This is a genomic window from Mesorhizobium sp. WSM4906 (assembly GCF_029674625.1).
Classification (GTDB): Bacteria; Pseudomonadota; Alphaproteobacteria; order Rhizobiales; family Rhizobiaceae; genus Mesorhizobium.
The window spans coordinates 4,489,777-4,512,611 of the sequence record NZ_CP121355.1; the positions used below are offsets into that span (position 1 = coordinate 4,489,777).

The 22,835-nt window shown below is 63.0% G+C and carries 27 protein-coding genes; 18 read left to right on the forward strand and 9 right to left on the reverse strand.

Annotated elements, in window-relative coordinates; translation table 11 throughout:
• Window positions 1-9 precede the first annotated feature (9 nt).
• The gene (locus tag QAZ22_RS21505) at window positions 10-1,791 is read right to left on the reverse strand and encodes an adenylate/guanylate cyclase domain-containing protein (protein ID WP_278202702.1); all 1,782 of its coding nucleotides are present in this window, start codon (window positions 1,789-1,791) and stop codon (window positions 10-12) included.
• A gap of 405 nt (window positions 1,792-2,196) precedes the next feature.
• On the opposite strand from QAZ22_RS21505, the gene QAZ22_RS21510 reads away from it, so the two are divergent.
• Both QAZ22_RS21510 and QAZ22_RS21515 read left to right on the forward strand, forming a co-directional pair.
• Window positions 2,197-2,451: a PepSY domain-containing protein gene (locus tag QAZ22_RS21510; protein ID WP_278202703.1), complete on the forward strand. Its 255-nt coding sequence runs from the start codon at window positions 2,197-2,199 to the stop codon at window positions 2,449-2,451.
• Window positions 2,452-2,535: 84 nt separating this feature from the next.
• On the forward strand, window positions 2,536-3,285 hold the full coding sequence (locus QAZ22_RS21515) for a lysozyme inhibitor LprI family protein (RefSeq protein WP_278202704.1): 750 nt from the start codon (window positions 2,536-2,538) through the stop codon (window positions 3,283-3,285).
• 73 nt (window positions 3,286-3,358) lie between these two features.
• On the opposite strand, the gene QAZ22_RS21520 is transcribed toward QAZ22_RS21515, so the two are convergent.
• A complete protein-coding gene (locus QAZ22_RS21520) occupies window positions 3,359-5,230 on the reverse strand; it encodes a murein L,D-transpeptidase (protein WP_278202706.1) in 1,872 nt (623 codons plus the stop codon).
• 403 nt (window positions 5,231-5,633) lie between these two features.
• Here QAZ22_RS21520 and QAZ22_RS21525 point away from each other — a divergent pair, with 403 nt between their 5' ends.
• Window positions 5,634-6,035, forward strand: coding sequence for a rhodanese-like domain-containing protein (locus QAZ22_RS21525; protein ID WP_278202707.1), 402 nt, complete (start codon window positions 5,634-5,636; stop codon window positions 6,033-6,035).
• Window positions 6,036-6,043: 8 nt separating this feature from the next.
• Here QAZ22_RS21525 and QAZ22_RS21530 read toward each other — a convergent pair whose 3' ends face one another.
• Window positions 6,044-6,952, reverse strand: a complete 909-nt coding sequence (locus QAZ22_RS21530) for an alpha/beta hydrolase (RefSeq protein WP_278202708.1) — start codon at window positions 6,950-6,952, stop codon at window positions 6,044-6,046.
• Window positions 6,953-6,999: 47 nt separating this feature from the next.
• On the opposite strand from QAZ22_RS21530, the gene QAZ22_RS21535 reads away from it, so the two are divergent.
• A complete protein-coding gene (locus tag QAZ22_RS21535) occupies window positions 7,000-7,452 on the forward strand; it encodes a MarR family transcriptional regulator (protein ID WP_278202709.1) in 453 nt (150 codons plus the stop codon).
• 12 nt (window positions 7,453-7,464) lie between these two features.
• Here the strand turns inward: QAZ22_RS21535 and QAZ22_RS21540 are convergent, their stop codons facing one another.
• The gene (locus tag QAZ22_RS21540) at window positions 7,465-8,076 is read right to left on the reverse strand and encodes a pyridoxamine 5'-phosphate oxidase family protein (RefSeq protein ID WP_278202710.1); all 612 of its coding nucleotides are present in this window, start codon (window positions 8,074-8,076) and stop codon (window positions 7,465-7,467) included.
• 193 nt (window positions 8,077-8,269) lie between these two features.
• Window positions 8,270-8,623: a DUF971 domain-containing protein gene (locus QAZ22_RS21545; RefSeq protein ID WP_278074300.1), complete on the reverse strand. Its 354-nt coding sequence runs from the start codon at window positions 8,621-8,623 to the stop codon at window positions 8,270-8,272.
• Between the two features lie 195 nt (window positions 8,624-8,818).
• Between QAZ22_RS21545 and moaA the strand changes: the two genes are divergently transcribed.
• The 13 genes from moaA (at window position 8,819) to QAZ22_RS21610 (ending at window position 18,489) form a co-directional block, all read left to right on the forward strand.
• Entirely contained in the window at window positions 8,819-9,814 is a 996-nt protein-coding gene (gene moaA / locus QAZ22_RS21550; protein WP_278202711.1) for a GTP 3',8-cyclase MoaA, read from the forward strand.
• A 54-nt stretch (window positions 9,815-9,868) separates the two neighbouring features.
• The gene (locus tag QAZ22_RS21555; protein WP_278202712.1) at window positions 9,869-10,366 is read left to right on the forward strand and encodes a hypothetical protein; all 498 of its coding nucleotides are present in this window, start codon (window positions 9,869-9,871) and stop codon (window positions 10,364-10,366) included.
• 111 nt (window positions 10,367-10,477) lie between these two features.
• On the forward strand, window positions 10,478-10,837 hold the full coding sequence (locus QAZ22_RS21560; RefSeq protein ID WP_278202713.1) for a hypothetical protein: 360 nt from the start codon (window positions 10,478-10,480) through the stop codon (window positions 10,835-10,837).
• 114 nt (window positions 10,838-10,951) lie between these two features.
• A complete protein-coding gene (locus QAZ22_RS21565) occupies window positions 10,952-11,872 on the forward strand; it encodes a DMT family transporter (RefSeq protein WP_278202714.1) in 921 nt (306 codons plus the stop codon).
• 5 nt (window positions 11,873-11,877) lie between these two features.
• Window positions 11,878-12,510 carry a molybdenum cofactor guanylyltransferase MobA gene (gene mobA / locus QAZ22_RS21570; protein ID WP_278202715.1) on the forward strand — a complete coding sequence of 211 codons (633 nt, stop codon included), beginning with the start codon at window positions 11,878-11,880 and terminating at the stop codon, window positions 12,508-12,510.
• Complete coding sequence (gene mobB / locus QAZ22_RS21575; RefSeq protein ID WP_278202716.1) at window positions 12,507-13,022, forward strand: molybdopterin-guanine dinucleotide biosynthesis protein B; 516 nt, start codon at window positions 12,507-12,509, stop codon at window positions 13,020-13,022. The genes mobA and mobB overlap by 4 nt, the downstream gene beginning before the upstream one ends.
• Window positions 13,023-13,173: 151 nt before the next feature.
• Window positions 13,174-13,959 carry an ABC transporter substrate-binding protein gene (locus tag QAZ22_RS21580; RefSeq protein WP_278202717.1) on the forward strand — a complete coding sequence of 262 codons (786 nt, stop codon included), beginning with the start codon at window positions 13,174-13,176 and terminating at the stop codon, window positions 13,957-13,959.
• 78 nt (window positions 13,960-14,037) lie between these two features.
• Window positions 14,038-14,754: an ABC transporter permease gene (locus QAZ22_RS21585; protein ID WP_278202718.1), complete on the forward strand. Its 717-nt coding sequence runs from the start codon at window positions 14,038-14,040 to the stop codon at window positions 14,752-14,754.
• Window positions 14,751-15,575, forward strand: coding sequence for an ABC transporter permease (locus tag QAZ22_RS21590; RefSeq protein WP_278202719.1), 825 nt, complete (start codon window positions 14,751-14,753; stop codon window positions 15,573-15,575). The genes QAZ22_RS21585 and QAZ22_RS21590 overlap by 4 nt, the downstream gene beginning before the upstream one ends.
• Window positions 15,576-15,739: 164 nt before the next feature.
• Window positions 15,740-16,609: an NAD(P)-dependent oxidoreductase gene (locus tag QAZ22_RS21595; protein WP_278202720.1), complete on the forward strand. Its 870-nt coding sequence runs from the start codon at window positions 15,740-15,742 to the stop codon at window positions 16,607-16,609.
• A gap of 6 nt (window positions 16,610-16,615) precedes the next feature.
• Window positions 16,616-17,320 carry a DNA alkylation repair protein gene (locus QAZ22_RS21600; RefSeq protein ID WP_278202721.1) on the forward strand — a complete coding sequence of 235 codons (705 nt, stop codon included), beginning with the start codon at window positions 16,616-16,618 and terminating at the stop codon, window positions 17,318-17,320.
• The gene (locus QAZ22_RS21605) at window positions 17,280-17,858 is read left to right on the forward strand and encodes a GNAT family N-acetyltransferase (protein ID WP_278202722.1); all 579 of its coding nucleotides are present in this window, start codon (window positions 17,280-17,282) and stop codon (window positions 17,856-17,858) included. Before QAZ22_RS21600 ends, QAZ22_RS21605 begins: the two co-directional genes overlap by 41 nt.
• 58 nt (window positions 17,859-17,916) lie before the next feature.
• Window positions 17,917-18,489, forward strand: a complete 573-nt coding sequence (locus QAZ22_RS21610) for a DUF3299 domain-containing protein (RefSeq protein ID WP_278202723.1) — start codon at window positions 17,917-17,919, stop codon at window positions 18,487-18,489.
• A 22-nt stretch (window positions 18,490-18,511) separates the two neighbouring features.
• Here QAZ22_RS21610 and QAZ22_RS21615 read toward each other — a convergent pair whose 3' ends face one another.
• The 4 genes from QAZ22_RS21615 to QAZ22_RS21630 all read right to left on the reverse strand — a co-directional run bounded on the left by QAZ22_RS21615 (window position 18,512) and on the right by QAZ22_RS21630 (window position 21,154).
• Window positions 18,512-19,003 (reverse strand): Lrp/AsnC family transcriptional regulator, encoded by a 492-nt coding sequence (locus tag QAZ22_RS21615; protein WP_066992738.1) that lies wholly within the window; start codon window positions 19,001-19,003, stop codon window positions 18,512-18,514.
• 109 nt (window positions 19,004-19,112) lie between these two features.
• Window positions 19,113-19,817 carry a uracil-DNA glycosylase family protein gene (locus QAZ22_RS21620; RefSeq protein ID WP_278202724.1) on the reverse strand — a complete coding sequence of 235 codons (705 nt, stop codon included), beginning with the start codon at window positions 19,815-19,817 and terminating at the stop codon, window positions 19,113-19,115.
• The gene (locus tag QAZ22_RS21625) at window positions 19,757-20,368 is read right to left on the reverse strand and encodes a glutathione S-transferase (protein WP_278202725.1); all 612 of its coding nucleotides are present in this window, start codon (window positions 20,366-20,368) and stop codon (window positions 19,757-19,759) included. Before QAZ22_RS21625 ends, QAZ22_RS21620 begins: the two co-directional genes overlap by 61 nt.
• 162 nt (window positions 20,369-20,530) lie before the next feature.
• Window positions 20,531-21,154 carry a thermonuclease family protein gene (locus tag QAZ22_RS21630; protein WP_278202726.1) on the reverse strand — a complete coding sequence of 208 codons (624 nt, stop codon included), beginning with the start codon at window positions 21,152-21,154 and terminating at the stop codon, window positions 20,531-20,533.
• 76 nt (window positions 21,155-21,230) lie between these two features.
• Here QAZ22_RS21630 and QAZ22_RS21635 point away from each other — a divergent pair, with 76 nt between their 5' ends.
• Window positions 21,231-22,751 (forward strand): ATP-binding protein, encoded by a 1,521-nt coding sequence (locus QAZ22_RS21635; protein ID WP_278202727.1) that lies wholly within the window; start codon window positions 21,231-21,233, stop codon window positions 22,749-22,751.
• Window positions 22,752-22,835: the final 84 nt, after the last annotated feature.

The following is a 22,835-nucleotide window of genomic DNA, read 5'->3' on the forward strand; positions in this document are numbered from 1 at the left end:
TCCCAGCGATCATGCAATGGACTTGGCCCGATCGAAATTCGCGATCAGGAAGTTGTTCTTCGCGGGATCGACGAACGGTATCCAGCGAATCCTCTGCTCGGAGAAATCCGGATGCCTGGTCGCGAAAATGGCGAGTTCCCGTTCGGCCTCGTCGCGGCGGCCGCTCCGTATCAAGGCGCCGATTTTGAGGAACCTGGCATAGAAATAGCCCGGCGAAAGATTGAGCGAGCGGTCGGCAACGGCAATTGCCGCCGGCCAGTCTTCGACGAAGCAGTATGCGGCAGCCAGTTCCCCCAGATTATGGAAGCGGTAAAGGTCGAACGGACTCAGCCGCTCGGTATCGAGGAAGTACGGGATTGCGCCGGCGGCATCGCCGAGCAGCAGGTGGGCGCTGCCCATCGCCGAGCGCGCGAAGGCAAAGCTCGGATTGATGTGGATCGCCTCGGCGAGATGATCGGCGGCAGATGCCGGCTTGCCGCGCATGATGTCGGCCGCGCCGAGGTAGGCGTGCGGCCGCGCGTCGAGGCTGTCCATCAGAAGCGCCTTGCGCGCGAATGCCTCGACCTTGTCCAGGTCGTCGCTGTCGCCGAAGCGGAGCCATGCCCGCCAGAAATACCACCAGGCCAGCTCGTTCAGCACGGCGCTGGAATTCGGATCCTCCTGATAGGCCTTGTCGAAGAATTCGAGCGCGATCTCGGTGTCTTTGCGCGTGCGCCTGTTCATGTGCCAGCGGCCGCGGCGCACCAGTTGCCAGGTCTCGAGGCTCTCCCACGGCACCTGGAAGGTGCGCACCTGCTCGGCCCGGTCGACTTCCTTATCGAGGATCGAAACGATCTCGCTGCCGACCTGGTCGCGCAGGCTGAAGATGTCGACGAGGTCGCGGTCGAAGCGCTGCGACCAGACGAGGCGCCCGTTCGACGTATCGGTGAGCGAGGCATTGAGCCGTATCTGACCGCTATTGCGCGCCAGCGTGCCGCCGACGATGTAGCGCGCGCCAAGCGCATTGCCGATCAGCCTGGTTCCAAGGCTGTCGTCGCGGAACTGGAAACTGGATCCTTTGGCGATCACCGAAAGCCAGCGGGTGTTGGACAGGCCGTAGATGATATCCTCGGCAATGCCGTCGGCCATGTAGCCGACATCAGGCTCGCTTCCGTCGCCCTGGAACGGCAGCACCGCGATTGCCGGCGGTCCCTTTGCGAAGGGCCTGTAATGCCCGGGAGCGGCGGGGATTGCGGCCAGGGGAGCCGCCATCGCCGCGCCATTGCCGCCGCGCCCGGCGATAAGGACGCGTACCGGCAAGGCGATGTTCTTCAGCATGAACTCGCCAAGGTCGGTAAAGACCGCCGCCGTCTTGTCCTTCACGTGGTGCCAGGTCGTCTCCGAAATGGCGAGACCGTCATGCGGGGCGAATTCCTGAAGCCGGGCGGCGATGTTGACGTCGTCGCCGTAGAGACGGCCCTCACGGACGATGACGTCGCCGGTGTTGATCCCGGCCCGGAACGGCATGCGCATCTCCTCGCCCACCGAGGCATTGAGCGCCATGATCCGATCCTGGAAATCGAAGGCCGCGCGCAAGGCTTCGATCGGATTGCCGAATTCGGCCATGATGCTGTCGCCGGCAACGCCGAATGTGCGGCCGCCAAAGGCGCCGCAGCTGTCGGTGATGATATCGCGCCTTTCCTCGAAGGCCGCGACGGCGCGTTCGTCGTCGATGCCCATCAGCCGCGAAAAGCCCACGGCGTCGATAGAAATGATTGTCGCAAGCTGACGGGTATAGTTCCGTTCAGCCATGATTGAGCCCTCGGTCCCTGTTTACGGTCCAGAACAGGCGACTTCCGCTCTCAAAACACTTCGCCGTTTGCCAACGGAAAATCCTCGGCAGGCTCGGCGCGCCGTTGCCACCCTGTCTGGAACTCTAACAGGGTCTTGCCAAAAGCTCTACCACGAATAGCTAATGGAACGCGTCTTCGGCCCGATCCATGGTTAGCCGTTTATTACCTGAAGCATCAGGTCGCGGAACCTTCCTTACACATTGGAATCTCGTGGGTTTGATTATTTCAGCTTTCGCGAATGAAGGTGCCGCTGGTTGCGGCGAAACGAGCGTGGAGCAAGGCGTTGTTGCCCTGTGGCGGAACCAACAGGCCGGGATCCGAGTTTTCCAGCGCACTTGTGCCAACACGAGATTGAGGGGCAGTCATGCGCGCTGTTGTTTTGGCGAGCGGTATCGCGTTCTTCCTTGTCGGCGGGTCGGCTTTCGCGGCCGAGCAGACGTTGCCGCCGCAGAATGCCAAGAAACTCTCGGAAATCGTCGCCAAGGTCGAGAAGCGGAACGACTTCCAATATGTGAAGGAGGTCGACTGGAGCAGTGACGGCTATACCGTCACCTATTACACGACCGACAAAGCCAAGGTCGAAATCACCTATGATCCGCTGACCGGCGAGCCGAAGTAAGCGCGGTGCTTGCTGTTCAGCCATTCCGTACGGACGGCTTCCTGCATAGATTGATGCTTTGAAAGCCGCACGGCGGAGGAGAATATGCGTTTCCCGATCAGGGTGGTTTTCTGGCTTGCCCCGGCGTCGGTCCTGGGCACGTTGATCCTGGGCGTATCGACTTCGGAGCCGGCGCGGGCAGACGGGCCGTCCTTCGACTGCCGGAAGGCTGAATTGCCTGCTGAGAAGGCGATATGCGCGGACCCGCAATTGTCGGCAATCGATGTGCTCGTCACCAAGGCTTTCAACAGTTTCGAACCCGCCTTCGGCGGCGACAAGCGCAAGATCGCCAGACAGCTGATCGCGGACCGGAATACCTGCAAGGCGGAGGCCGCCTGCATCGTCAGCGCCCAGAACAATGCGCTGCAGACCTATGGCACGGCGCCTTCCTGGGTTGAGGAGTACAACATTGCCCTGATCGGCAAAAAGGCGCTCGACATGGCGGCACGGGCGCCCAAGCCGGCCGATCAGCCCCTCCCCTCGTCGATCGGCGGATGCGGCATCACCCATATCGCGACGCTGACGACGAGGCTGGGCGACGATCCGCTGGCAACCGCCGGTCCGGAAGCCGGAAGCGCTGCGACATTCACGAATGGCGGAACCGCGGTGTCCTACGACCGCGAGCCGGGGCTGGCGAGCGCCAAAGTCGGCGATCCGGTCGTCATGTGTCTGATCTCGATCCCGCGCGATTGTCCGCAGGGCGATCTGCGCGGCAGGGTCTATTACGGCGTCGATCTCGCCGGGAAGGGCACATGGACCCTGCCCGATTCGCAGCATCTATGCGGCGGCGCCTGAAGACCCTGCCGCAATGCCGGGCAGGCGCTTCTTTTGCAGGGCGCGATGCCGGCTTTCGGCGCCCATCAATCGCTCAGCTTGACGGCGTACGCACGGCTTCGGTCGCGTCCAGCGCCTGCATCAGTTTCGAATCGCGATCGTAGACGTCGTCGAAATACTCGACCTTGCCGGACATGTCCGGCCAGGCGGTGAAATAGGCGACGTAGACCGGGATGACGCGCGTGACATTCTCCGTCGAATGGCCGTGCTTCAGCTTCTCGGCGATATCGTCGACGGAAGTGCCGAGCACCGCGGCCGCCATACCGCGCGGGTCCTGCAGGCGGATGCAGCCGTGGCTCAAAGCGCGCACGTCGCGTTCGAAGAACGACTTCTGCGGCGTGTCATGCATGTAGATGGCATGCTTGTTGGGGAACAGGATCTTCAGCTCACCGAGCGCATTGGCCTCGCTCGGCTGCTGGCGCACGCTGAACGGGACTTTGGCGCCGTAGGCGCCCCAGTCGACCGCAGCCGAGGGAATTCGCCTGCCGCTGGAATCCGTCACCTCATAGCCGGCACGGTCGAGGTAACCTGGGTCGCCGCGCAGCCTCGGCAGCATCTCGTTGACGATGATCGACTGCGGCACGCCCCAATAGGGATGGAAATCGACCTGCTTGATCTGGTTGTAGAAGAAGGCGGTCTGGTTGGTGACCTTGCCGATGACCACGCGGGTCTTCAGCTTTTCCTCGCCATTGTCGATATAGCTCGCCGTGAATGCAGGCTGGTTGATGAAGACACGCGGGCTGCCGAGGTCGGAGGGGAGCCAGCGCAACTCTTCGAGCGCGACCCTGACCTTCTCGATCTTGTCGGCCTTGGATGTTCCGGCAAGCGAAGCGACGGTGCGCGGGCCGATGACGCCGTCGCCCTTCATGCCCGCCCGCTGCTGCACCGCCTTGATCACCGGCACCAGTTCGGGATCGTAAATCTCGCTCTTGCCGAGCCTGGCGAGGACCGCGCCATAGTCGCCGCCCATCTCGTCATCGAGATTGCGGGCAATGAGCGTCAAAAGCTTGGGCAGTTCCGGGCTGCTTTCGCCGGGCTTCAGCAGCAGCTTCGGATCGACGACGATCTCGTTCTCCTCGCTCGCCTGGAGCGATTCCAGTTCCACCCGCAGCGCCTGGTATTCCGGGTTCTGCGGATGCCGCGATTCGAGGTAGGTGCGCACCTCCTGGGTATGCGCCAGCGTCTTCAGCACGCCCTCGAGATCGAGCGATTTGGCCGGGAAATCGTAGTAGCCGGTCATGCGGTTCGGGTCGACGCGGCCGCTCTGGGCGTCATGGGCATAGCGCAGCACGCGCGCCGACAGGGCCATCTCGAAGCGGACCAGTTCCTTGGTTCGCTCTTCGGGCGTCGCGGAAGCCGTGGTCGCCGGAACATCGACGGAGTAGTCGGCAGGCGTCAGGCCGTAGCTCGCAGCCTCGCCAAGCACCCGCACGGCATCCTGCGCCCTGCTGTTGGGTGCATCCCCCGTCACCCAGATGAAATCCGGATTGGCCGAGTAATAGGCGATCAGCGCCTTGGCGATATCGGGTTCGGCAAAGAGTTCATAGTCGTTCAGGCCCGCCAGCGCATCGCGAAACACGCTTCCGGTCACGGACGGCACAAAGGCTGCGTCCTGCGCGGTCGCCGGTTGCGGGGCCGGCAGCAGCGACTTGAAGTCGACGCGCACGAGCTTGTCGGCGCGGTAGGTGTTGTAGGTCGGGCTGCTAATCCTGACGCCGCCGCCCGCGCCGGGCTGCATCTTGCGCGGCTTCGGCGGCGGCGGAAATTCTCCTTCGGGGCTATGCCGGATGCCGCCGCCGAACAGCATGTCGAACAGGCCCTGCGCGCTCGCCGGCTGCTGCCCGAAGGCAAGTGCAGCCGCGATTGCGATCGGCATGACTGCCTTTTTGTTCCCGAGGATTTTCATGCTTCACCCGCACCGGTTGAACCGGTTTCCCGTTCCGCGCCGCTAGACGGTCCCGCCCTCCGCATGGCGGATGTAAGGCGCGACTATACCGATTCATACTGATTTCGTTAAGCTTCCATAAATTTCCACGGCCGTGTTGCAGAACAGTTTCACATCCTTGTGAGACTTAAAACGAGCAGGCCGTTCCAAGTGTTCCGACATCCGGGACAATCAGGCGTGGCGTTGCCGACAGGCGAGAAAGTCACATAGGTACGCCGGCGGCGTTTCGAGTGGAACTGTCGTCAAGCGGGAATCACCGGCGGATTCGACGGCCGCCCTGTGCGGCAATGGCCAAGGCGTGACAAACCACGGTCTTTGTGATCGAAATTCCGGCGGCCTCGAGCCACGGTCTGGAGGATGTGCAGTGAAGAAGGGATATCGCGAACTTCTCGACGAGGCGAATGCCGAGATCGAGGTCGTGTCGCCCGAGGAAGCGGCCGGGCTGCTGGAGGATGACGGCACGATCTTCGTCGATCTGCGCGACCCCCGCGAAGTCGAGCGTGACGGCAAGATCCCCGGTGCCAAGCATGTGACGCGCGGCATGCTCGAATTCTGGATCGACCCCGAAAGCCCCTACCACAAGCCGTTCTTCGCTTCGGGAAAGACATTCGTCTTCTTCTGCGCCGGCGGCTGGCGCTCGGCGCTGGCTACCAAGACGGCGCAGGACATGGGCCTTACGCCGGTCAAGCACATCCTTGGCGGCTACACCGCCTGGAAGGCCGCCGGCCTGCCGGTCGAGCCTGATCAGAAGAAGAAAGCCGACTGATCCGCCGACTAATGCAGCGTCGATTCGTGCTGCTCCGTCACGAAGCCTACGGCGCGCGCGACGATATCCTTGTCGGCAAGGATGCGGCGGTGGCCAAGCCCTTCGGCCCAATGCAGGCGAACATGATTGCCGGCTCCCGCATATCGCCTTGCGTGATCGGCATGGACTTCGCGGTCGTCCGGCGCATGGATGACGAGCGTCGGCACCGGCGCCTCGGCAAGCTGGCGGTCGCCAGTGAATTCGCTGAGCGGCCGACCCGACAGATGCCTCACCCGATCCGCCATGGCGACCTGGGAGCGCGGCCCGACATTCATCATCCGACTGAAGTCGTCGAAGATCGCCGGCAAGGAACTTGGAGCCGCGATCAGCACGAGCTTTTCGGCCGAGAGCGGCGGCACGTCCTTGACCGATGCCGCGACCGCGTTGGCAGCGATCGCACCACCGAAGGAATGGCCGACCACGGCCGCAAATGGGCCGAACCATTCGCCGGCTACTCGCGCCGCATCAACCGCGTTCACCATGTTGAGATGGCGGCCGAGCGAGTGGCCGTGTCCGGGCAGGTCGAGCGAGACGACCTTGTAGCCGGCGCCGCTAAACCCTTCGATCAGCGCGCGCATATATTCGGTGCGCGAGCGCCAGCCATGGATGACGAGCACCGTGCCGCGGGAACCCCTGCCCGGCTCCGGTCGGAACTCGTGCACCGCAACGCAGTCCGTCTTCGTCTTCAGCCTGTGATGGCGCGCTTCGGCCATGAAGCCGGCAGCGCGCTCGACGGCGCGGCGCTCGCCATCGCTCAAGGATTTGACGTTTGGCGTGCGGCAGAACAATTCGAACGCGGCGCGGCCGCTGAGACGCGGGGCGACACGCTCGGCCGCACCAAAGACGCCCCGGATGACCTTCAACCCAAATGATGCCATAGTGGCGGTCCATCCATTCGTTCAAGCATGAACATAATAGTTCAAACATGAACATTAAGCAAGAGCTGCCCTGGGACAATCCGCGCTTTCGCAACTGGGTTGCGGTGGCGCGCGCCTGCCATGTGCTGGAGCGCACGCTCGCGGTAAAACTCGCGCCGCTCGACTTGAAGCCGGCGCAGCTCGACGTGCTGATGAACCTCTACCGCCATCCCGGCATGTCGCAGCACGACCTTGCCCGCAAGCTCCTGGTCGGCCGCTCCAACATCACCATGCTGTTGCCGCAGTTGGAAGCCCGCGGCCTGCTGCGCCGCGAGGGCGACGAGAAGGACAAGCGCGTGCTGCGACTGAACCTCACCGAGGCCGGCGAGGCCCTGCTGATGCGGGCGCTGAAGGTGCACATGGCGCTGATCGAGAAGGCGATGAGCCAGTCGACGCCGGAACAGTGCGACATGATCGGCGAACAGATGCGCAAGATCGCCGAGGTTTTGAAGGAAGCCTGAACGGCCCCTTCCTTACCACATCGTCTTTTTCGCCCGCTCAGGCCACTCCCTGTCGTAGGTTTCGCCGTCGATGTTCTTGCGGCTCGTGATCTCGAGGATTTGCCCGGGCGTCGGCAGCGACTTCGGGTCGATATGCTTTGCCGGATTCCAGAGTTCCGAGCGCACGATGGCGCGGGCACACTGAAAATAGACGGTGTCGACCGAAATGACGGTGACCGACCGGGCCGGCTTGCCGTCGACGGTAAAGGACGCGCAAAGCTCCGCGTCGGTGGTGATATGGGCGCGACCGTTGACGCGCAGCGTAGTGCCGGAGCCCGGCACCAGGAACAGCAGCCCGACGCGAGGGTCGCGAATGATGTTCTTCAGCGAATCGGCGCGGTTGTTGCCGCGCCTGTCGGGCATAATCAGCGTCTTCTCATCGACGAGGCGCACGAAGCCGGCGAGATCGCCGCGCGGCGAGCAGTCCAGCCCTTCCGGCCCGCTGGTCGCCAGCGCCACGAAGGGAGAGGCTTCGATGAAGGCGGCATATTCGGGAATCACATGGTCGAGTTCCTTGACGATCGAGGCCTGGCCGGGCAGCCCGTAAAGGGCTTCGAGCTGTTCGACCGAAGTGATGAGCGACATCTTTTCGCCTCCTGACTTTTGCCGGCGCTACTCGATATCCATGACGCTTTGACGACAGCCAGAGCATGTCTCCCGAAAGCGGGTCCGGTTTCGGGACAAAGACGTGCTCAGGCAAAAAATTGAAGCAGGTCGCGTGAAATCCTTTTTCAGGCGACCTGCTTCAACCGCTGAAGTTGGACGTCTTGGCGCCAGGCTAGCGATCGCGGCTGAGCCCCTTCTCGGCCAGTTCGGCGAGATAGGCATCCCAGCGCTCGTCCTTCTCATGCCCGAGCGTATGAAGATAGTTCCAGGTGAATATGCCGGTGTCGTGGAAATCGTCGAAAGTGATGCGCACCGCGTAATTGCCGACCGGCTCGATCTTGAGGATCGCCACGTTGCGCTTGCCGGGCACGGTCACCCGCTGTTCGGGCGAATGGCCCTGCACCTCCGCCGAGGGCGAGGCAACGCGCAATAACTCCGCCGGCAATTCGAACGGCTGATGTCCGGGAAAAGTCACGGTGAGCAGCTTGCGGTCTTTCGAGACCCTCAGTTCCTTCGGCGCGGTCATGTCTGGTCCTGCTTTGGCTTCCCCATTCCCTACGCCGCTTCGCGCGGTGCGGAAAGGCCATAGAAGGCAGCCGACACGCAATGTCGGTCGGGGGATGTTACCAAAGATCAAGACCTTCTATCTTGAATGCGGAACCGGATCGTATCACATAGCGATATATAACGACGCCGCTCAGGCTACGGGAAACGCTTGCAAATGGACATGATCGACCCCTTCGGTCGCACGATCAGCTATCTGCGCGTGTCGGTTACCGACCGCTGCGATTTCCGCTGCACCTATTGCATGGCCGAGGACATGACCTTCCTGCCTAAGAAGGATCTGCTCTCGCTCGAGGAGCTCGACCGGCTCTGCAGCGTCTTCATCGAAAAGGGCGTAAGGAAGCTCAGGCTGACCGGCGGTGAACCGCTGGTGCGCAAGAACATCATGCATCTGGTTCGCCAGCTGTCGCGCCATCTGGAGAGCGGCGCCCTTGAAGAGCTGACGCTCACCACCAACGGCTCGCAGCTCTCGCGCTTTGCCGCCGAGCTCGCCGACTGTGGCGTCAAGCGCATCAACGTTTCGCTCGACACGCTGGACGCCGACAAGTTTCGCCAAATCACCCGCTGGGGCAATCTCGGCAAGGTCATGGAAGGCATCGACGCCGCGCAGACCGCGGGCCTGAAGGTCAAGCTCAACGCCGTGGCGCTGCGCGACTTCAACGACGCCGAAATCCCCGAGATGCTGCGTTGGGCGCACGGCCGCGGCATGGACCTCACCGTCATCGAGACCATGCCGATGGGCGAGATCGACGCCGATCGCACCGACCAGTATTTGCCGCTGTCGCTGTTGCGCGCCTCGCTCGAGCGCCAGTTCACGCTGACCGACATCCCTTACAAGACCGGCGGCCCTGCCCGCTATGTCCATGTCGCCGAGACCGGCGGCAGGCTCGGCTTCATCACGCCGATGACGCATAATTTCTGCGAGAGCTGCAACCGCGTGAGACTGACCTGCACTGGTACGCTCTACATGTGCCTCGGCCAGGAGGATGCCGCCGACCTGAGGGCACCGTTGCGCGCCTCCGAAAGCAACGAGCTGGTCGGCGAGGCCATAGACGAGGCAATCGGGCGCAAGCCGAAGGGCCATGATTTCGTCATCGACCGCCGCACCAGCCGCCCATCGGTGTCACGCCATATGAGCGTCACCGGCGGCTGATTTTTTCTCCGATTTGGTGCAGGATCACCCCCGGTCACTGACCTTGGGGGCACCATGAAACGTCTTCACCTTACCCGGGGCGCGCCTCTGGCGATCGCTTTGTCGTCCTTGCTGGCGATCGTCACTACTGCTGCCATCGCGAAGCCATTCACCTACGTCAATGCGCGCTTTGGCACCTCCTGCACCTTTCCCGACGAAATATTCAGCATAACCGAAGCCGAGCCGGAGAATGGCGACGGGCAGCAATGGAGCGCGCCCGACGGCGCCAGCCTGACCTGCTCCGGCATCTACAACATCGACAACGACACGCCGAAGGGCTTCGTCGCCGACGAAAAGGCCAACACCGGGCCGGGCTACAAGATCACCTACAACAAGATCGGCAAGAACTGGGCGGTGCTTTCCGGCATCAAGGGCGACAAGGTCTTTTACGAACGGCGCCTGTTCGGAAAGGACGGCGTCATCCGCAGCGTCTGGATCGAATATCCTTCATCGCTCAAGGCGAAATACGATCCGCTGACAGGCGCCATCGCGACCAGCCTGCGCGGCCCTTGAGGCATACGCGACGCGCTGAAAATAAACCCACCGCGCCGCCCCCGCCCGATTTGCCGTCGGTCCGTTCCGGCCTAGCCTCCGGACGCGATTTTCGTATCCAGGGGGATTCTCATGCGCAAATTGATCCTTACACTTGCAATGCTTGGCGTTGCTTCGGTACCGGCCGCCGCCCAGTCGATCGGCGGTACCTACACGGTTTCCGGCACCAATTTCGACGGCTCGTCTTACGGCGGTGAGGCAACCATCACGCTGACCAGCGAGACGACCTGCACCATCCATTGGGAAACCGGCGGCTCGACCTCGGACGGCATCTGCATGCGCAACGACAACGCCTTTTCGGCGGGCTACGTGATGGGCAAGGAAATCGGCCTCGTCGTCTACAAGGTGGAGGACGACGGCTCGCTGCACGGGCTCTGGACCATCGCCGGCAAGGACGGCAACGGCACCGAGACGCTGACGCCCAAGAAATAGGGCGTTGTTTTCCTGCAAGCCGGGCCACGACCGATGCCGTGGCCCATTTCTTTAACGTTGCTGTTTCCCGCTTGGCTGCTAGAGGCTTGATCCAAAGAACAATTGGAAACGCCTTTGCCTCTTTCGCCCAATCTTCGCGGGGCGCTGTTCATGGTCGTCGCCATGGTCGGCTTCACGCTCAACGACGCGATCACCAAGTTTTCCTCCGAATCGATGAACATGGCGCAGGTCATGCTCGTGCGGGGCGCCTTCGCCTCGCTCTTTGTCGGCCTGCTTGCCTGGCATCGCGGCGCACTTTCCAATCCCGGCGCGATGCTGCAGCCGATGGTGGCCGTGCGCGTCGCCGGCGAAGCCGGCGCCACGGTCTCCTTCCTCGTTGCTTTGGCGCACCTGCCGATCGCCAATGTCTCCGCTGTCCTGCAGGCGCTGCCGCTTGCGGTGACGATGGGAGCCGCGCTTTTCTTCGGCGAAGGCGTCGGCTGGCGGCGTTGGCTGGCAATCGCCGTCGGCTTTGCCGGCGTGCTGATCATCGTGCGGCCGGGTTTCGAGGGTTTTAGCGCCTATTCACTGCTGGCACTGACGAGCGTTGCCTGCTGCGCTGTGCGCGACCTCGCCACCAAGCGCATCCCGCCGGCGATCCCGACCATGCTGGTGTCGACGGCAACGGCGCTGGCCATGACGGTGCTCGGCGCGTTGCTGCTGTCGCCTATGGGCGGCTGGACGCCGATGAGCGGCAAGGCGACCGCGCTGCTGGCGCTGGCGGCGGTGCTGGTGCTCATCGGCTACCAGTTCATCATCATGGCGATGCGTTCAGGCGATATCTCCTTCATAGCGCCGTTCCGCTACACCGCGTTGCTGTGGTCGATCCTGCTCGGCCTCGTCATCTTCGGCGACGTCCCCGACGTGCCGATGATCGTCGGCGCCGCTATCATCATCGGCTCCGGCCTCTACGCGCTCTATCGCGAGCGTGTCGTCGGTCGGCGGCAGCCTGCCGCCGAAAGCGCTGGACCCGACATGGCGCCGGACGGCATATAGGCCGGATGGACCGAAGCGTCGCGGGCATCATCCTTGCGGGAGGCCAGTCGCGCCGGATGGGCGGCGGCGACAAGCCCCTGCTTTCGCTGGGCAAAGTCAGGTTGATCGACCATGTCGCCACCCGTCTTAAATCGCAGGTCGGTACGCTTGCGCTCAATGCCAATGGCGATCCGGCGCGGTTTGCCGGCACGGGTCTGCCGGTGCTTGCCGACACGGTGCCGGGTTATGCCGGCCCCCTGGCCGGCATTCTGACCGGCCTGGAATGGGCGGCAACGAACGCGGCTTGCCGGGCGCTGATCGGCGCCGCCGGCGACACGCCGTTCTTCCCCGGCGATCTCGTCGAACGACTGACTGCTGCCGCCCGCGAACGCCCAGGTGCGATAGCGGTCGCCAGTTCCGACGGCAGATGGCATCCGACTTTCGCGCTCTGGCCGCTTGGCCTCGCCGATGCCCTGCGCCATTTCCTGGTCGACGAGGACAACCGCCGGGTTTCCGCCTTCATGGAGCGGCACGGTTTTGTCGAGGTGGAGTTTCCGATGATCGAGGCAGAAGGCCGACGGATCGATCCGTTCTTCAACATCAACACCCCGGACGATCTTGCGAAGGCCGAAAGTCTGTTGCAAAGCCTCCAACCATGAGACGCGTATTCGGCATCACCGGGTGGAAGAATTCCGGCAAGACGACACTGACCGAGAAGCTGGTCGCCGAACTGGTGCACCGTGGCTGGACCGTCTCGACGGTGAAGCACGCCCATCATGACTTCGACATCGACAAGCCTGATACGGACTCCTTCCGCCACCGCCAGGCCGGTGCCATGGAGGTCGCAATCGTCTCCGGCCGGCGCTGGGCGCTGATGCACGAGCTGCGCGATGAGGACGAGCCGAAGCTGGACGAAATCCTGGCGCGGCTGGCGCCTTGCGACATCGTGCTCGTCGAAGGCTACAAGCGCGAGGCGCACAAGAAGATCGAGGCGAGACGGCTCGAGGCGAAGGACCGGACGCCGCTTGCGGCCGGCGATCCGAACATCGTCGCCATCGCAGCGGATTTCAAAGTCGAAGGCGAGAGCCTGCCGGTTTTCGACCTCGACGACACGAAATCGATAGCCGACTTCATCGAGCGCGTGACTGGCCTCGTCACAAAAGGCGAGTAACGCAACGGCACGCGGTGATTGTCGTTTGCTGTTGATTTGCAGTTGCTTTTTTCTTGGAAAGAGTGGGAGTATCCCGCGCAGCGGGCGGTCAAGAAGCCCCGCCCACAAGAGCCGCACGGGACAGCGGCCATGACAATATGAGAGGATTATCATGCGTATTGCACTGCGTATCGCGCTCGCCGCTTCGGCCGCGCTGCTGACACTTGGCGTTGCCCAGGCTCAGGAAAAGACCCTGAGGATCGGCACCGAAGGCGCGTACCCGCCCTTCAACAACCTGACCTCGGACGGCCAGCTGGTCGGCTTCGACATCGATATCGCCAAGGCTCTCTGCGACGAAATGAAGGTGAAGTGCACCTTCGTCGCGCAGGACTGGGACGGCATCATTCCGGCGCTTCAGGCCGGCAAGTTCGACGCCATCGTAGCCTCGATGTCGATCACGCCCGAGCGCCAGGAAAAGGTCGACTTCACGCACAAATACTACAATACGCCCTCGGCGATTGCCGTGCCGAAGGATTCGCCGCTCAAGGGCGTGACCAAAGCGGACCTCGCCGGCAAGTCGATCGGCGTCGCTACCACGACGACGCATTTCAACTATGCCTCGAAGACCTACACGGACAGCACGATCAAGGGCTATCCGAGCAGCCCCGAGGAGCAAGCCGATCTTGCCAACGGTCGCCTCGACGCCATCGAGGACGATATCGTCGTGCTGCAGCAATGGCTGGATTCGCCCGACGGCGCCTGCTGCAAGATCCTCGGCCAGCCCTCGCCGCAGCCGGTCGAGATTTTCGGACCGGGCGCCGGCATTGCCGTGCGCAAGGGCGAAACCGATCTGGTCAACAAGCTGAATTCCGCGATCGACGCCATTCGCAAGAACGGAAAGTACAAGGAAATCAACGACAAGTACTTCAAGTTCGACGTCTACGGCGCCGAGTCCTGATCATTGCGCTCGGGGCGGTGAGGAAGACCTCACCGCCCTCCCTTCATTCCGGGATCGCCACGGAGACACGCCCCGCCAATGCCGGCCCAAAGCATTTGGACACTTCTCAGTTGGGGCCCCGATGGCTGGAGTGACGACATCGCCTCCGGCGTGCTGGTCACGATTGCGTTGGCGCTCGCCACGCTCCCGATCGGCCTGGTGATCGGCTTTTTCGTCGCCTTCGCCAAACAGTCCCAGGAACCGTCACTGCGGCTCGCGGCCAACATCTACACGACGGTCTTTCGCGGCCTGCCCGAACTGGTGACGCTGTTCCTGTTCTTCTTCGGCATGCCCCTGCTGCTGCAATATGTCGTGCGCCTGTTCGAACCCGAGGCGGCAGTCGACGTGAACAGCTTCATTGCCGGCATGATCGTGCTGTCGCTGATCTTCTCGTCCTACGCGAGCGAGGTCTTTCTTTCCGCCTTTCGCGCCATTCCCAAGGGCCAGTATGAGGGCGGCTACGCCATTGGCCTTTCGAAATGGCAGACGATGCGCCTGGTGATCCTGCCGCAACTGCTGCGCATCGCTTTCCCGGGCCTCGAGAATTGCTGGCTCAGCCTGCTCAAGGACACCTCGCTGGTGTCGGTCGTCAACCGCGCCGAAACCTTGCGCAATGCCGGCGTCGCGGCCCGCGTCACCAAGCATTCGTTCCTCTTCTACAGCGTCGCGGCGCTGGTCTTCCTTGTGCTCGCCATCCTATCGTCGATCGCGACCGGTTATATTCTGCGTTCGCTCGGGCGGAGGGAGGCGCGATGAGCGTCAGCCAGGCCATCGCCGTCGACAGACCGCCGCCACGGGCGCGCGGCTGGCCGCGCGCCCGTATCGTCGGCTACGCGCTGGTCGGCGTGTGGATCCTCTTCGGCTTCGGCATCGTGGCCTATCTCGTCCACGCCTGGAACGCGGAGTTCTTCGCCAGATACGCGCCGGCCTATCTGCAGGGGCTGGGAACCACCCTGTCGCTGGTGGCCATTTCCATGGTGACTGGCGCGATCCTGTCGCTGCCCGTCGCCTACGGACGCATGTCGAAGAACAAGATCTTGTCCGGTCTCGCCTATTGCTACGTCTATTTCTTCCGCGGCACGCCGCTGCTGGTGCAAACCTATCTGGTCTACTATGGCGTCGGCTCATTCCGGCCTGAGCTCGAAACGGTCGGGCTGTGGTGGTTCTTCCGCGAAGCCTTCTACTGCGGCGTCTTTGCCTTCTCGCTCAACACCGCCGCCTACCAGGCCGAAATCCTGCGCGGGGCCATCGAAAGCGTGCCCAGGGGCCAGTGGGAAGGCGCCGCATCGCTCGGCCTGCACAAGCTGCAGACGCTGCGCAAGGTCATCATGCCGCAGGCGATCATCGTGGCGTTGCGGCCTTACGGCAACGAGCTCATCCTGATGATCAAGGCTTCGGCCATCGTCGCCATCATCACGGTCTACGACCTGATGGGAAATGCGAAGCTCGCCTACGCCAAATCCTTCGACATCCAGGCCTATATCTGGGTGGCGATCGTCTATCTGGTGCTGGTCGAGATCCTGCGCCACGGCGTCGAATGGATCGAGCGCCGGATCACCATTCACCTCAAGCGATAGAGCGCCTGAGCAATTCCAGGAAAAGTGCGTGGCGGTTTTCCGTCCGGAATAAGCTGAACCGCTCTGGCTCGCCTGCACCAGTCGATGCGGCTCCGCGTGCCTTGACGAATTTTTCGCATGGCCTAGACCTTCCGCCACTGGAATCTCTGTTGGAAGGCAGGCTTATGGCATCGGTTGCATTTCTCGGTCTTGGCGTCATGGGCTATCCGATGGCCGGGCACCTCAGGAACAAAGGCGGCCATGACGTCACCGTCTATAACCGCACGACGGCGAAAGCCGAGCAGTGGGTCTCCCGGCATGGCGGCAAGCTGGCGCTGACGCCGGCCGAAGCGGCCGCGGGCAAGGACTTCGTCTTCTCCTGCGTAGGCAATGACGACGACCTGCGCTCGGTGACGACGGGCGCCAAGGGCGCCTTCGCCGCGATGAAGAAGGGCTCAGTTTTCATCGACAACACCACTGCTTCGGCCGAAGTAGCGCGTGAACTCGCCGAAGCCGCCGAAAAGGCCGGCTTTTCCTTCCTCGACGCGCCGGTGTCGGGCGGTCAGGCCGGCGCCGAGAACGGCGTGCTGACGGTGATGGTCGGCGGCGAGCGGTCGGCCTTCGACAAGGCAAAACCGGTCATCGACGCCTTTGCCCGCATGGTGGGGCTGATGGGTCCGGCGGGCGCCGGCCAGCTCACCAAGATGATCAACCAGATCGCCATTGCCGGCCTCGTCCAGGGATTGGCCGAAGGCATCCATTTCGGCAAGAGGGCCGGTCTCGACATCGAGAAGGTCATCGAGGTGATCTCCAAGGGCGCAGCCGGCTCCTGGCAGATGGAAAACCGCCACAAGACGATGAACGCCGGAAAATACGATTTCGGCTTTGCCGTCGACTGGATGCGCAAGGATCTCGGCATCTGCTTGGCCGAGGCCAACCGCAATGGCGCCAGGCTGCCGGTGACGGCGCTTGTCGACCAGTTCTACAAGGACGTTCAGGACATGGGTGGCCGGCGCTGGGACACGTCCTCGCTGCTGGCTCGTCTGGAAAAATAGGCGACGATGGCCCTGCCCGATTCGAGCTGGAGCGCCGACGACATCGTCGCCCATTTGCGCTCGATCGGCACGAAGGAAAACCTGGCCGGCATGGCGCGGTTCGGCATCAACACCGCGACCGCACTTGGCATCGGCAATTCCGATTTGCGGCCGCTGGCGCGCAAGCTGAAGAAGAACCACGAACGGTCGCTGCTTCTTTGGAACACCGGCATCCGCGAGGCGCGGCTGATGGCCGCCTTCACCGGCGAGCCGAAGAAGCTCGACATCGGCCAGTGCCGGCGCTGGGCCGCCGACTTCGACAGCTGGGAGATCGTCGACACTGTCGCCGACCTATTTGCCGAAACACCGTTCTGGCGCGAGCTGATCGAGGAATTCGCCCAGGATGAACGCGAGTTCGTCCGCCGCACCGCCTTTGCCATGCTGGCCTGGGGCACGGTGCATCTGAAAAAGGAGCCGGACGCGACCTTCCTTGCCTATCTGCCGCTGGTCGAGAAGCATGCGGGCGACCCGCGCAACTTCGTTCGCAAGGCGGTCAACTGGGCGCTGCGGCAGATCGGCAAGCGATCGATGGCGCTGCATGCACCTGCCCTTGCGCTGGCCGAGAAACTGGCGGCATCGTCCGACAAGACGGCGCGCTGGATCGGCAAGGACGCTGTCAAGGAACTGACGGATGCCAAACAGCTCGAACGGCTCGCCGCCCGAAAAACTTGACCTCGCCTCCATCCGCTTCATCGAGGTGACGCGGGAAACGCGCGGCCGTTTCGAAACCTTGTTCGAGCAGCCTGGCGCGCCGAAATATTGCTGGTGCATGGCCTGGCGCCATTCCGGCCGTGAGCACATCCAGAACGACGAGAAGAAGCGCATGATGATGGCGCGGATCGAGGCAGGCACGCCGGTCGGCATCGTCGCCGAGATCGACAGCAAGATGGTCGGTTGGTGCTCGGTCGCGCCGCGCGAGACCTACCGCAAGCTTTCCAAGCAGCAGGATGACAGCGAGACAGGCGTCTGGTCGATCGTCTGCTTCTATGTCCCAAGGGTTTTGCGCGGCAGCGGCTTGGCTTCATCCTTGCTTGACGCTGCCATCAAGCACGCCTTTGCCAAAGGCGCGCGCGTGGTCGAGGCCTATCCTGTCGACGCGGCCGCCCCGAGCTATCGCTTCATGGGTTTTCGCGACATGTTCGCAGCCCGCGGCTTCAAAGAGGTTGGCACTGCGGGCACTCGCCGGCATGTGATGCGACTGGAACGTTGAGCGGTCACGATGCTTTTACTCGATTCCGAAAAAGGATTGACGAAGGATGGGCACGACCATGAGCAAGCGTTTCAAATCGATCGCGATGCTGGCGGCCGCGCTCGCGCTCACCGCCACAGGCGCCGACGCCGCGGCCGATGTCGCGCACATCTTCTGGAAGGATCTGCGCCCGGCGACGCAGGCAGTCGCCGCGGACGCCAACCTGCCGATGATCGCAGCAAAGCTCCCCGATCACGGCGAGACGCTGTCGCTCGATTTGCAGGACAAGACCATTCAATTGGCCGGCTACGCATTGCCGGTCGATCGCGACGGCGACCTCGTCTACCAGTTCCTGCTGGTGCCTTGGACCGGCGCCTGCAGCCACATGCCGACGCCGCCGCCGAACCAGATCGTGCTGGTGACGCCTGCGCATCCCTACAAGATGGCGGAGGCCTACCAGCCGGTCTCCGTGACCGGCGCGCTGAAGCCCGGTTTGGAGAAGAGCCAGCTCTTCATCCTGGATGGCGTCCTGATCGTCCAGTCCGGCTACACGGTGCGCAGGGCCGAAGTGGCCGGCGTCGAGAACGTGCCGGACGCCGTCACGTTGCCGGTCAACTCGCCGTGGAATTTCCTCAACAAAAAGAAGAACTAAGTTCTATCGTCTCAGACAGCGCTTACGCCGCGTTCGCACCCGACTCCTTGTCCAGGATCATGTAGTCGAGCGGGATTTCGGTCGTGTACTTGATCTGCTCCATGGCGAAGGACGACGACACGTCGCGGATCTCGATCTTGGCGATCAGCCGCTTGTAGAAGGCGTCATAGGCGGCAATGTCGGGCACCACCACGCGCAGCAGATAGTCGACGTCGCCGCTCATGCGGTAGAACTCTACCACTTCCGGAAATTCCTGGATGACCTCGGAGAAGCGCCGCAGCCATTCATGGCTGTGCGAATTGGTGCGGATCGACACGAAGACGGTGACGCGCACATTGACCTTCTCGTGGTCGAGAATGGCCACGCGCCGCTTGATGACGCCCTCTTCCTCGAGCTTCTGGATGCGCCGCCAGCAAGGTGTGGTCGACAGGCCGACTTTCTTGGCGACATCGGCGACCGCAAGTGTCGCGTCCTCCTGCAGGAGGCGGAGAATTTTTCGGTCGAGGCGGTCCATCGGGAGAACTCCAGGGGAATAGTTTCGCTATAATCCCTTTTATCAGGGCCTTTCACAAGAAAGAAATTCTGCCGATGGCGGCAAAAGCGAGTGATATCTTGCCGAATGCCTAACCGATGCGATAGCGGATTTCCGACCGCAGGAAAGGCAGCAAATCCATTTCAAACCAGGGATTCTTCTTCAGCCAGGCGGTGTTCCGCCAGGATGGATGCGGCAACGGCAGCACCCTGTGGCCGGCCGCCTCATCCCAGATGGCACGCCAGTTTTTGACCGTTTCCGTCAGCGACGATCCACGCGCCATGCTCATGTGCCAGGACTGCGCGTAGCCGCCGATCGTCAGCACCAGATCGATTTGCGGCATCAACGCCATGAGCGGCGCGCGCCAGGCCGGCGCGCATTCGCGGCGCGGCGGAAGATCCGCGCCCTTGGCGTCCTGCCCCGGAAAGCAAAAGCCCATCGGCACGATGGCGAATTTTCTCGTGTCGTAGAATTCTTCGCTGCTGACGCCGAGCCAACTTCTGAGGCGATCCCCGGAAGCATCGGTGAACGGCATGCCTGAGATGTGAACCTTGGTGCCCGGCGCCTGGCTGGCGAGCAGGATGCGTGCGCTGGACGACGGCCTGAGCACTGGCCGCGGCTCATGCGGCAAGGGTCGGCCGCGCGGCTGCTCGACGCAGATGCGGCAGGCCCGCACCTTGGCGGTGAGGCATTCCAGCTCTTCGCTCATATCGGGCAGTTCGTCCAAACCCAGCCTCAGGCAGCGGCGCTTGGCCGGCTGGCGAGCGCCGCGTGCCAGCGCAGCACGTTCGTGCACTCTTCAGGCACCTTGATGCGGGCCGGCTTCATGAAATCGATGGCGATCAGCCCCGTGATGTCGGCGACCGAATAGGTGTCGCCTGCGGCAAATTGCCTGCTAGCCAGCTCGCGGTCGAGGAGATGCAGGAACTCGATCGCCTTGGGCTTGTTTGCCTCGCCCCATTCCGGGATCTGCGGCACCTCCCACTCCTTCATCGCCGGGTGGATGTGCCGGAACGCCGCGGCAACGCAGCTCATGAGATTGAGCTCCATGCGTCTTTGCCACATCTCGACCATGGCCTTGCCGAGCGCGCCTTCGCCGAACAAAGCGGGCTCGGGATGCAACTCCTCGAAGTAGCGGCAGATGGCTATCGATTCGGTGATGATGGTGCCGTCATCGAGTTCCAGCACCGGCAGCCGCCGCAGTGGATTGCGCGACGCCACGGGCTGCTCGCGATGTTCCAACGCGCCCATATCGACTGGCACCAGCGGAATCGTCAGTCCCTTTTCCGCCAGGAAAACCCGAACCCGCCTGGGGTTCGGCGCGCGACCGCCATCGAACAGCTTCATTCCATTCTCCGATCTTTCACCCCGATCATAGGGCGCGCTTCAATGCATGTCGCCCAAAAGTGCGCAGTGGTTTTGGGAGAACGACATGCATCGAACAGAGAATACATGTCGCCCAAAAGTGCGCAGCGTTTTTGGGGAGACGCACATGCACCAAACAGAGCATCACCGGAAGCGAACAAGCTCGCGCAGCGCATCGCCGAGTGAAGCCAACGTGCCGTGCCTCCTCTCGACCGGCTGATCGTGATGGCTGTCGCGCCAGTCCTGCGGCTCTTCGAAGGAGCCGGCCCAGATGCCGGCCTTGGCGGCTCGCGCAACAATCTCCTCGGTTTCGAAGTCGCCGAAGGCGACCGCCCATCCAGCCTGCACTTGAGCACGGTTGAGATCTGTGTCGCCTGCCTTGCAGTCGCCGAGCAGCCTGCCGTAGCGGTCGCGCTGCCAGCCGCAGCAGGAAACCGGCCTGTTGGCGATCAGCCGCACCAGCGACTGCCGCGCAAGCTTGCCGCAGGGATAGTCTGCGCCGTCCTTGCGGCACGACTGGGTGTACTCCGGGGCGTCGATGCCGCGCATGCGGATGCGCTCGCTACCGAGCGTGATCGAATCGCCGTCATTGACGATCGCCATGCCCTGTTCCTTGCGCGTTTCGAAGCGGTCGAGCCGCGCCGCCACCAGGATGAAGAGGCCGAGCAGAAGCGCGGTCAGCGCGTAGTCCAGCAGTCTGCGCCACAAGGTTCGCGGCGGGGCTGGCGCATATCGCCGGCGCGGTCTTCGCGACCAGGAACGGCTCATATGGCAAACAGTCTCTTAATCATTCGAACGTAGCTTAACGAACTGAAAATCGCTGCGCGCAGAAATTGAACTTGGCATGCCTTTGCTACGCTCGGACACAGCGGACAAATTCATTGTGGACCGCAGGAAACCGCATCGCAACAGCGATGTGGCGCGCGCGGTGCGCAGGACGCGTGATCGTCTCTCGCAGCAGGCCGGCAGCCTCGACTTCGACCGCGAGCTGCTGAAGCTGCATGCGCGCGCCATGGCGGTCAGCGCGATCGCCATACCGCTGCTCGTGCTCACCGTGGCGGCAGTCGGCCGCTTTGCCGGCTTGGGCAACCAGGTCGCCATCTGGGCTCTTTTCACCCTTCTCTGCTACACGATCGTCGCCTTCATGGCGCGGCGCGTCGAGCGCACGGAGGCGGCCGAGCTCGACCCGGTACGGACGCGCCGCGATTTCCTGATCGGCCATGCGCTATGCGGCCTCGGCTGGGCCTGGTTCGCCTGGCTGGGCTGCGCCACATGCCAGGTCGACCAGTTCCATGTCGTCAAAGCCATGGTGCTTCTGGTCGCCATGGCGACGACCGCGGTCATGGCATCGTCGCTGGGCGGCGCCCTGCTTGCGACCTTCGCCGTTCCGGTCGCGGTCTATGCCTATGCCGTCGCACGTGTTTGGACGCCGATCGAAGGGATCATGGCGGCGCTTCTGTTCGCCGCCCTGCCCTTTTTCGGCTACGTCGCGCGCCATCTCAACCAGGCTTCGTGGATGGTGCTCTCCTTCCGTTCCGAAAAGGACGCGCTGATCGCCGAGGTCGAGACGGCGAAGTCGATGTCCGACGAGGCCAGGCGGCGGGCCGAGGACGCCAATCTGGCGAAGTCGCGCTTTCTCGCTTCGATGAGCCATGAGCTGAGGACGCCCCTCAACGCCATCCTCGGCTTCTCTGAAGTGATGGCCAATGAAGTGCTCGGACCGATGAACAACCCGACCTATCGCGATTACGCGCGTGACGTGCATGATTCCGGGCAGCATCTCCTCGACCTTATCAACGAGATCCTCGACCTGTCGCGCATCGAGGCCGGCCGCTACCAGCTCAACGAGGAGCCGGTGGTGCTGGTGACGATCGTCGAGGACTGCTGCCACATGATGGAGCTCAGGGCCCGCAATAAGGACATCCGCATCATCCAGGAGTTCGAGACCACCCTGCCGCGCCTGTTCGGCGACGAGCGGGCAATCCGGCAGATCGCACTCAACCTGTTGTCCAATGCCATCAAGTTCACCCCGTCGGGTGGCGAAGTCCGCGTCCGTGTCGGCTGGACGGCGGGCGGCGGTCAGTACATCTCGGTCAAGGACAACGGTCCCGGCATACCGGAAGAGGAAATCCCCGTGGTGCTTTCGGCCTTCGGCCAGGGCACGATCGCCATCAAGAGCGCCGAGCAGGGAACCGGTCTCGGCCTGCCGATCGTGCAGGGCCTGCTCGATATGCATGACGGCGAGTTCGAGCTTCACTCCAAGCTGCGCGAAGGCACCGAGGCCATCGCCATCTTCCCGCTGAGCCGGGTGATGGAGGAATTGCCGGCGCTGCCGACCAAGGCCGTCGCCGCGCGGCGGCGCTAGGTCGACGCCGACCCAGTTGGCGCGCGCCTATCCTCTCCGGCCCGCACCGCCTTCCTGCCGACCTTGCATTCCGCCTTGCGTATT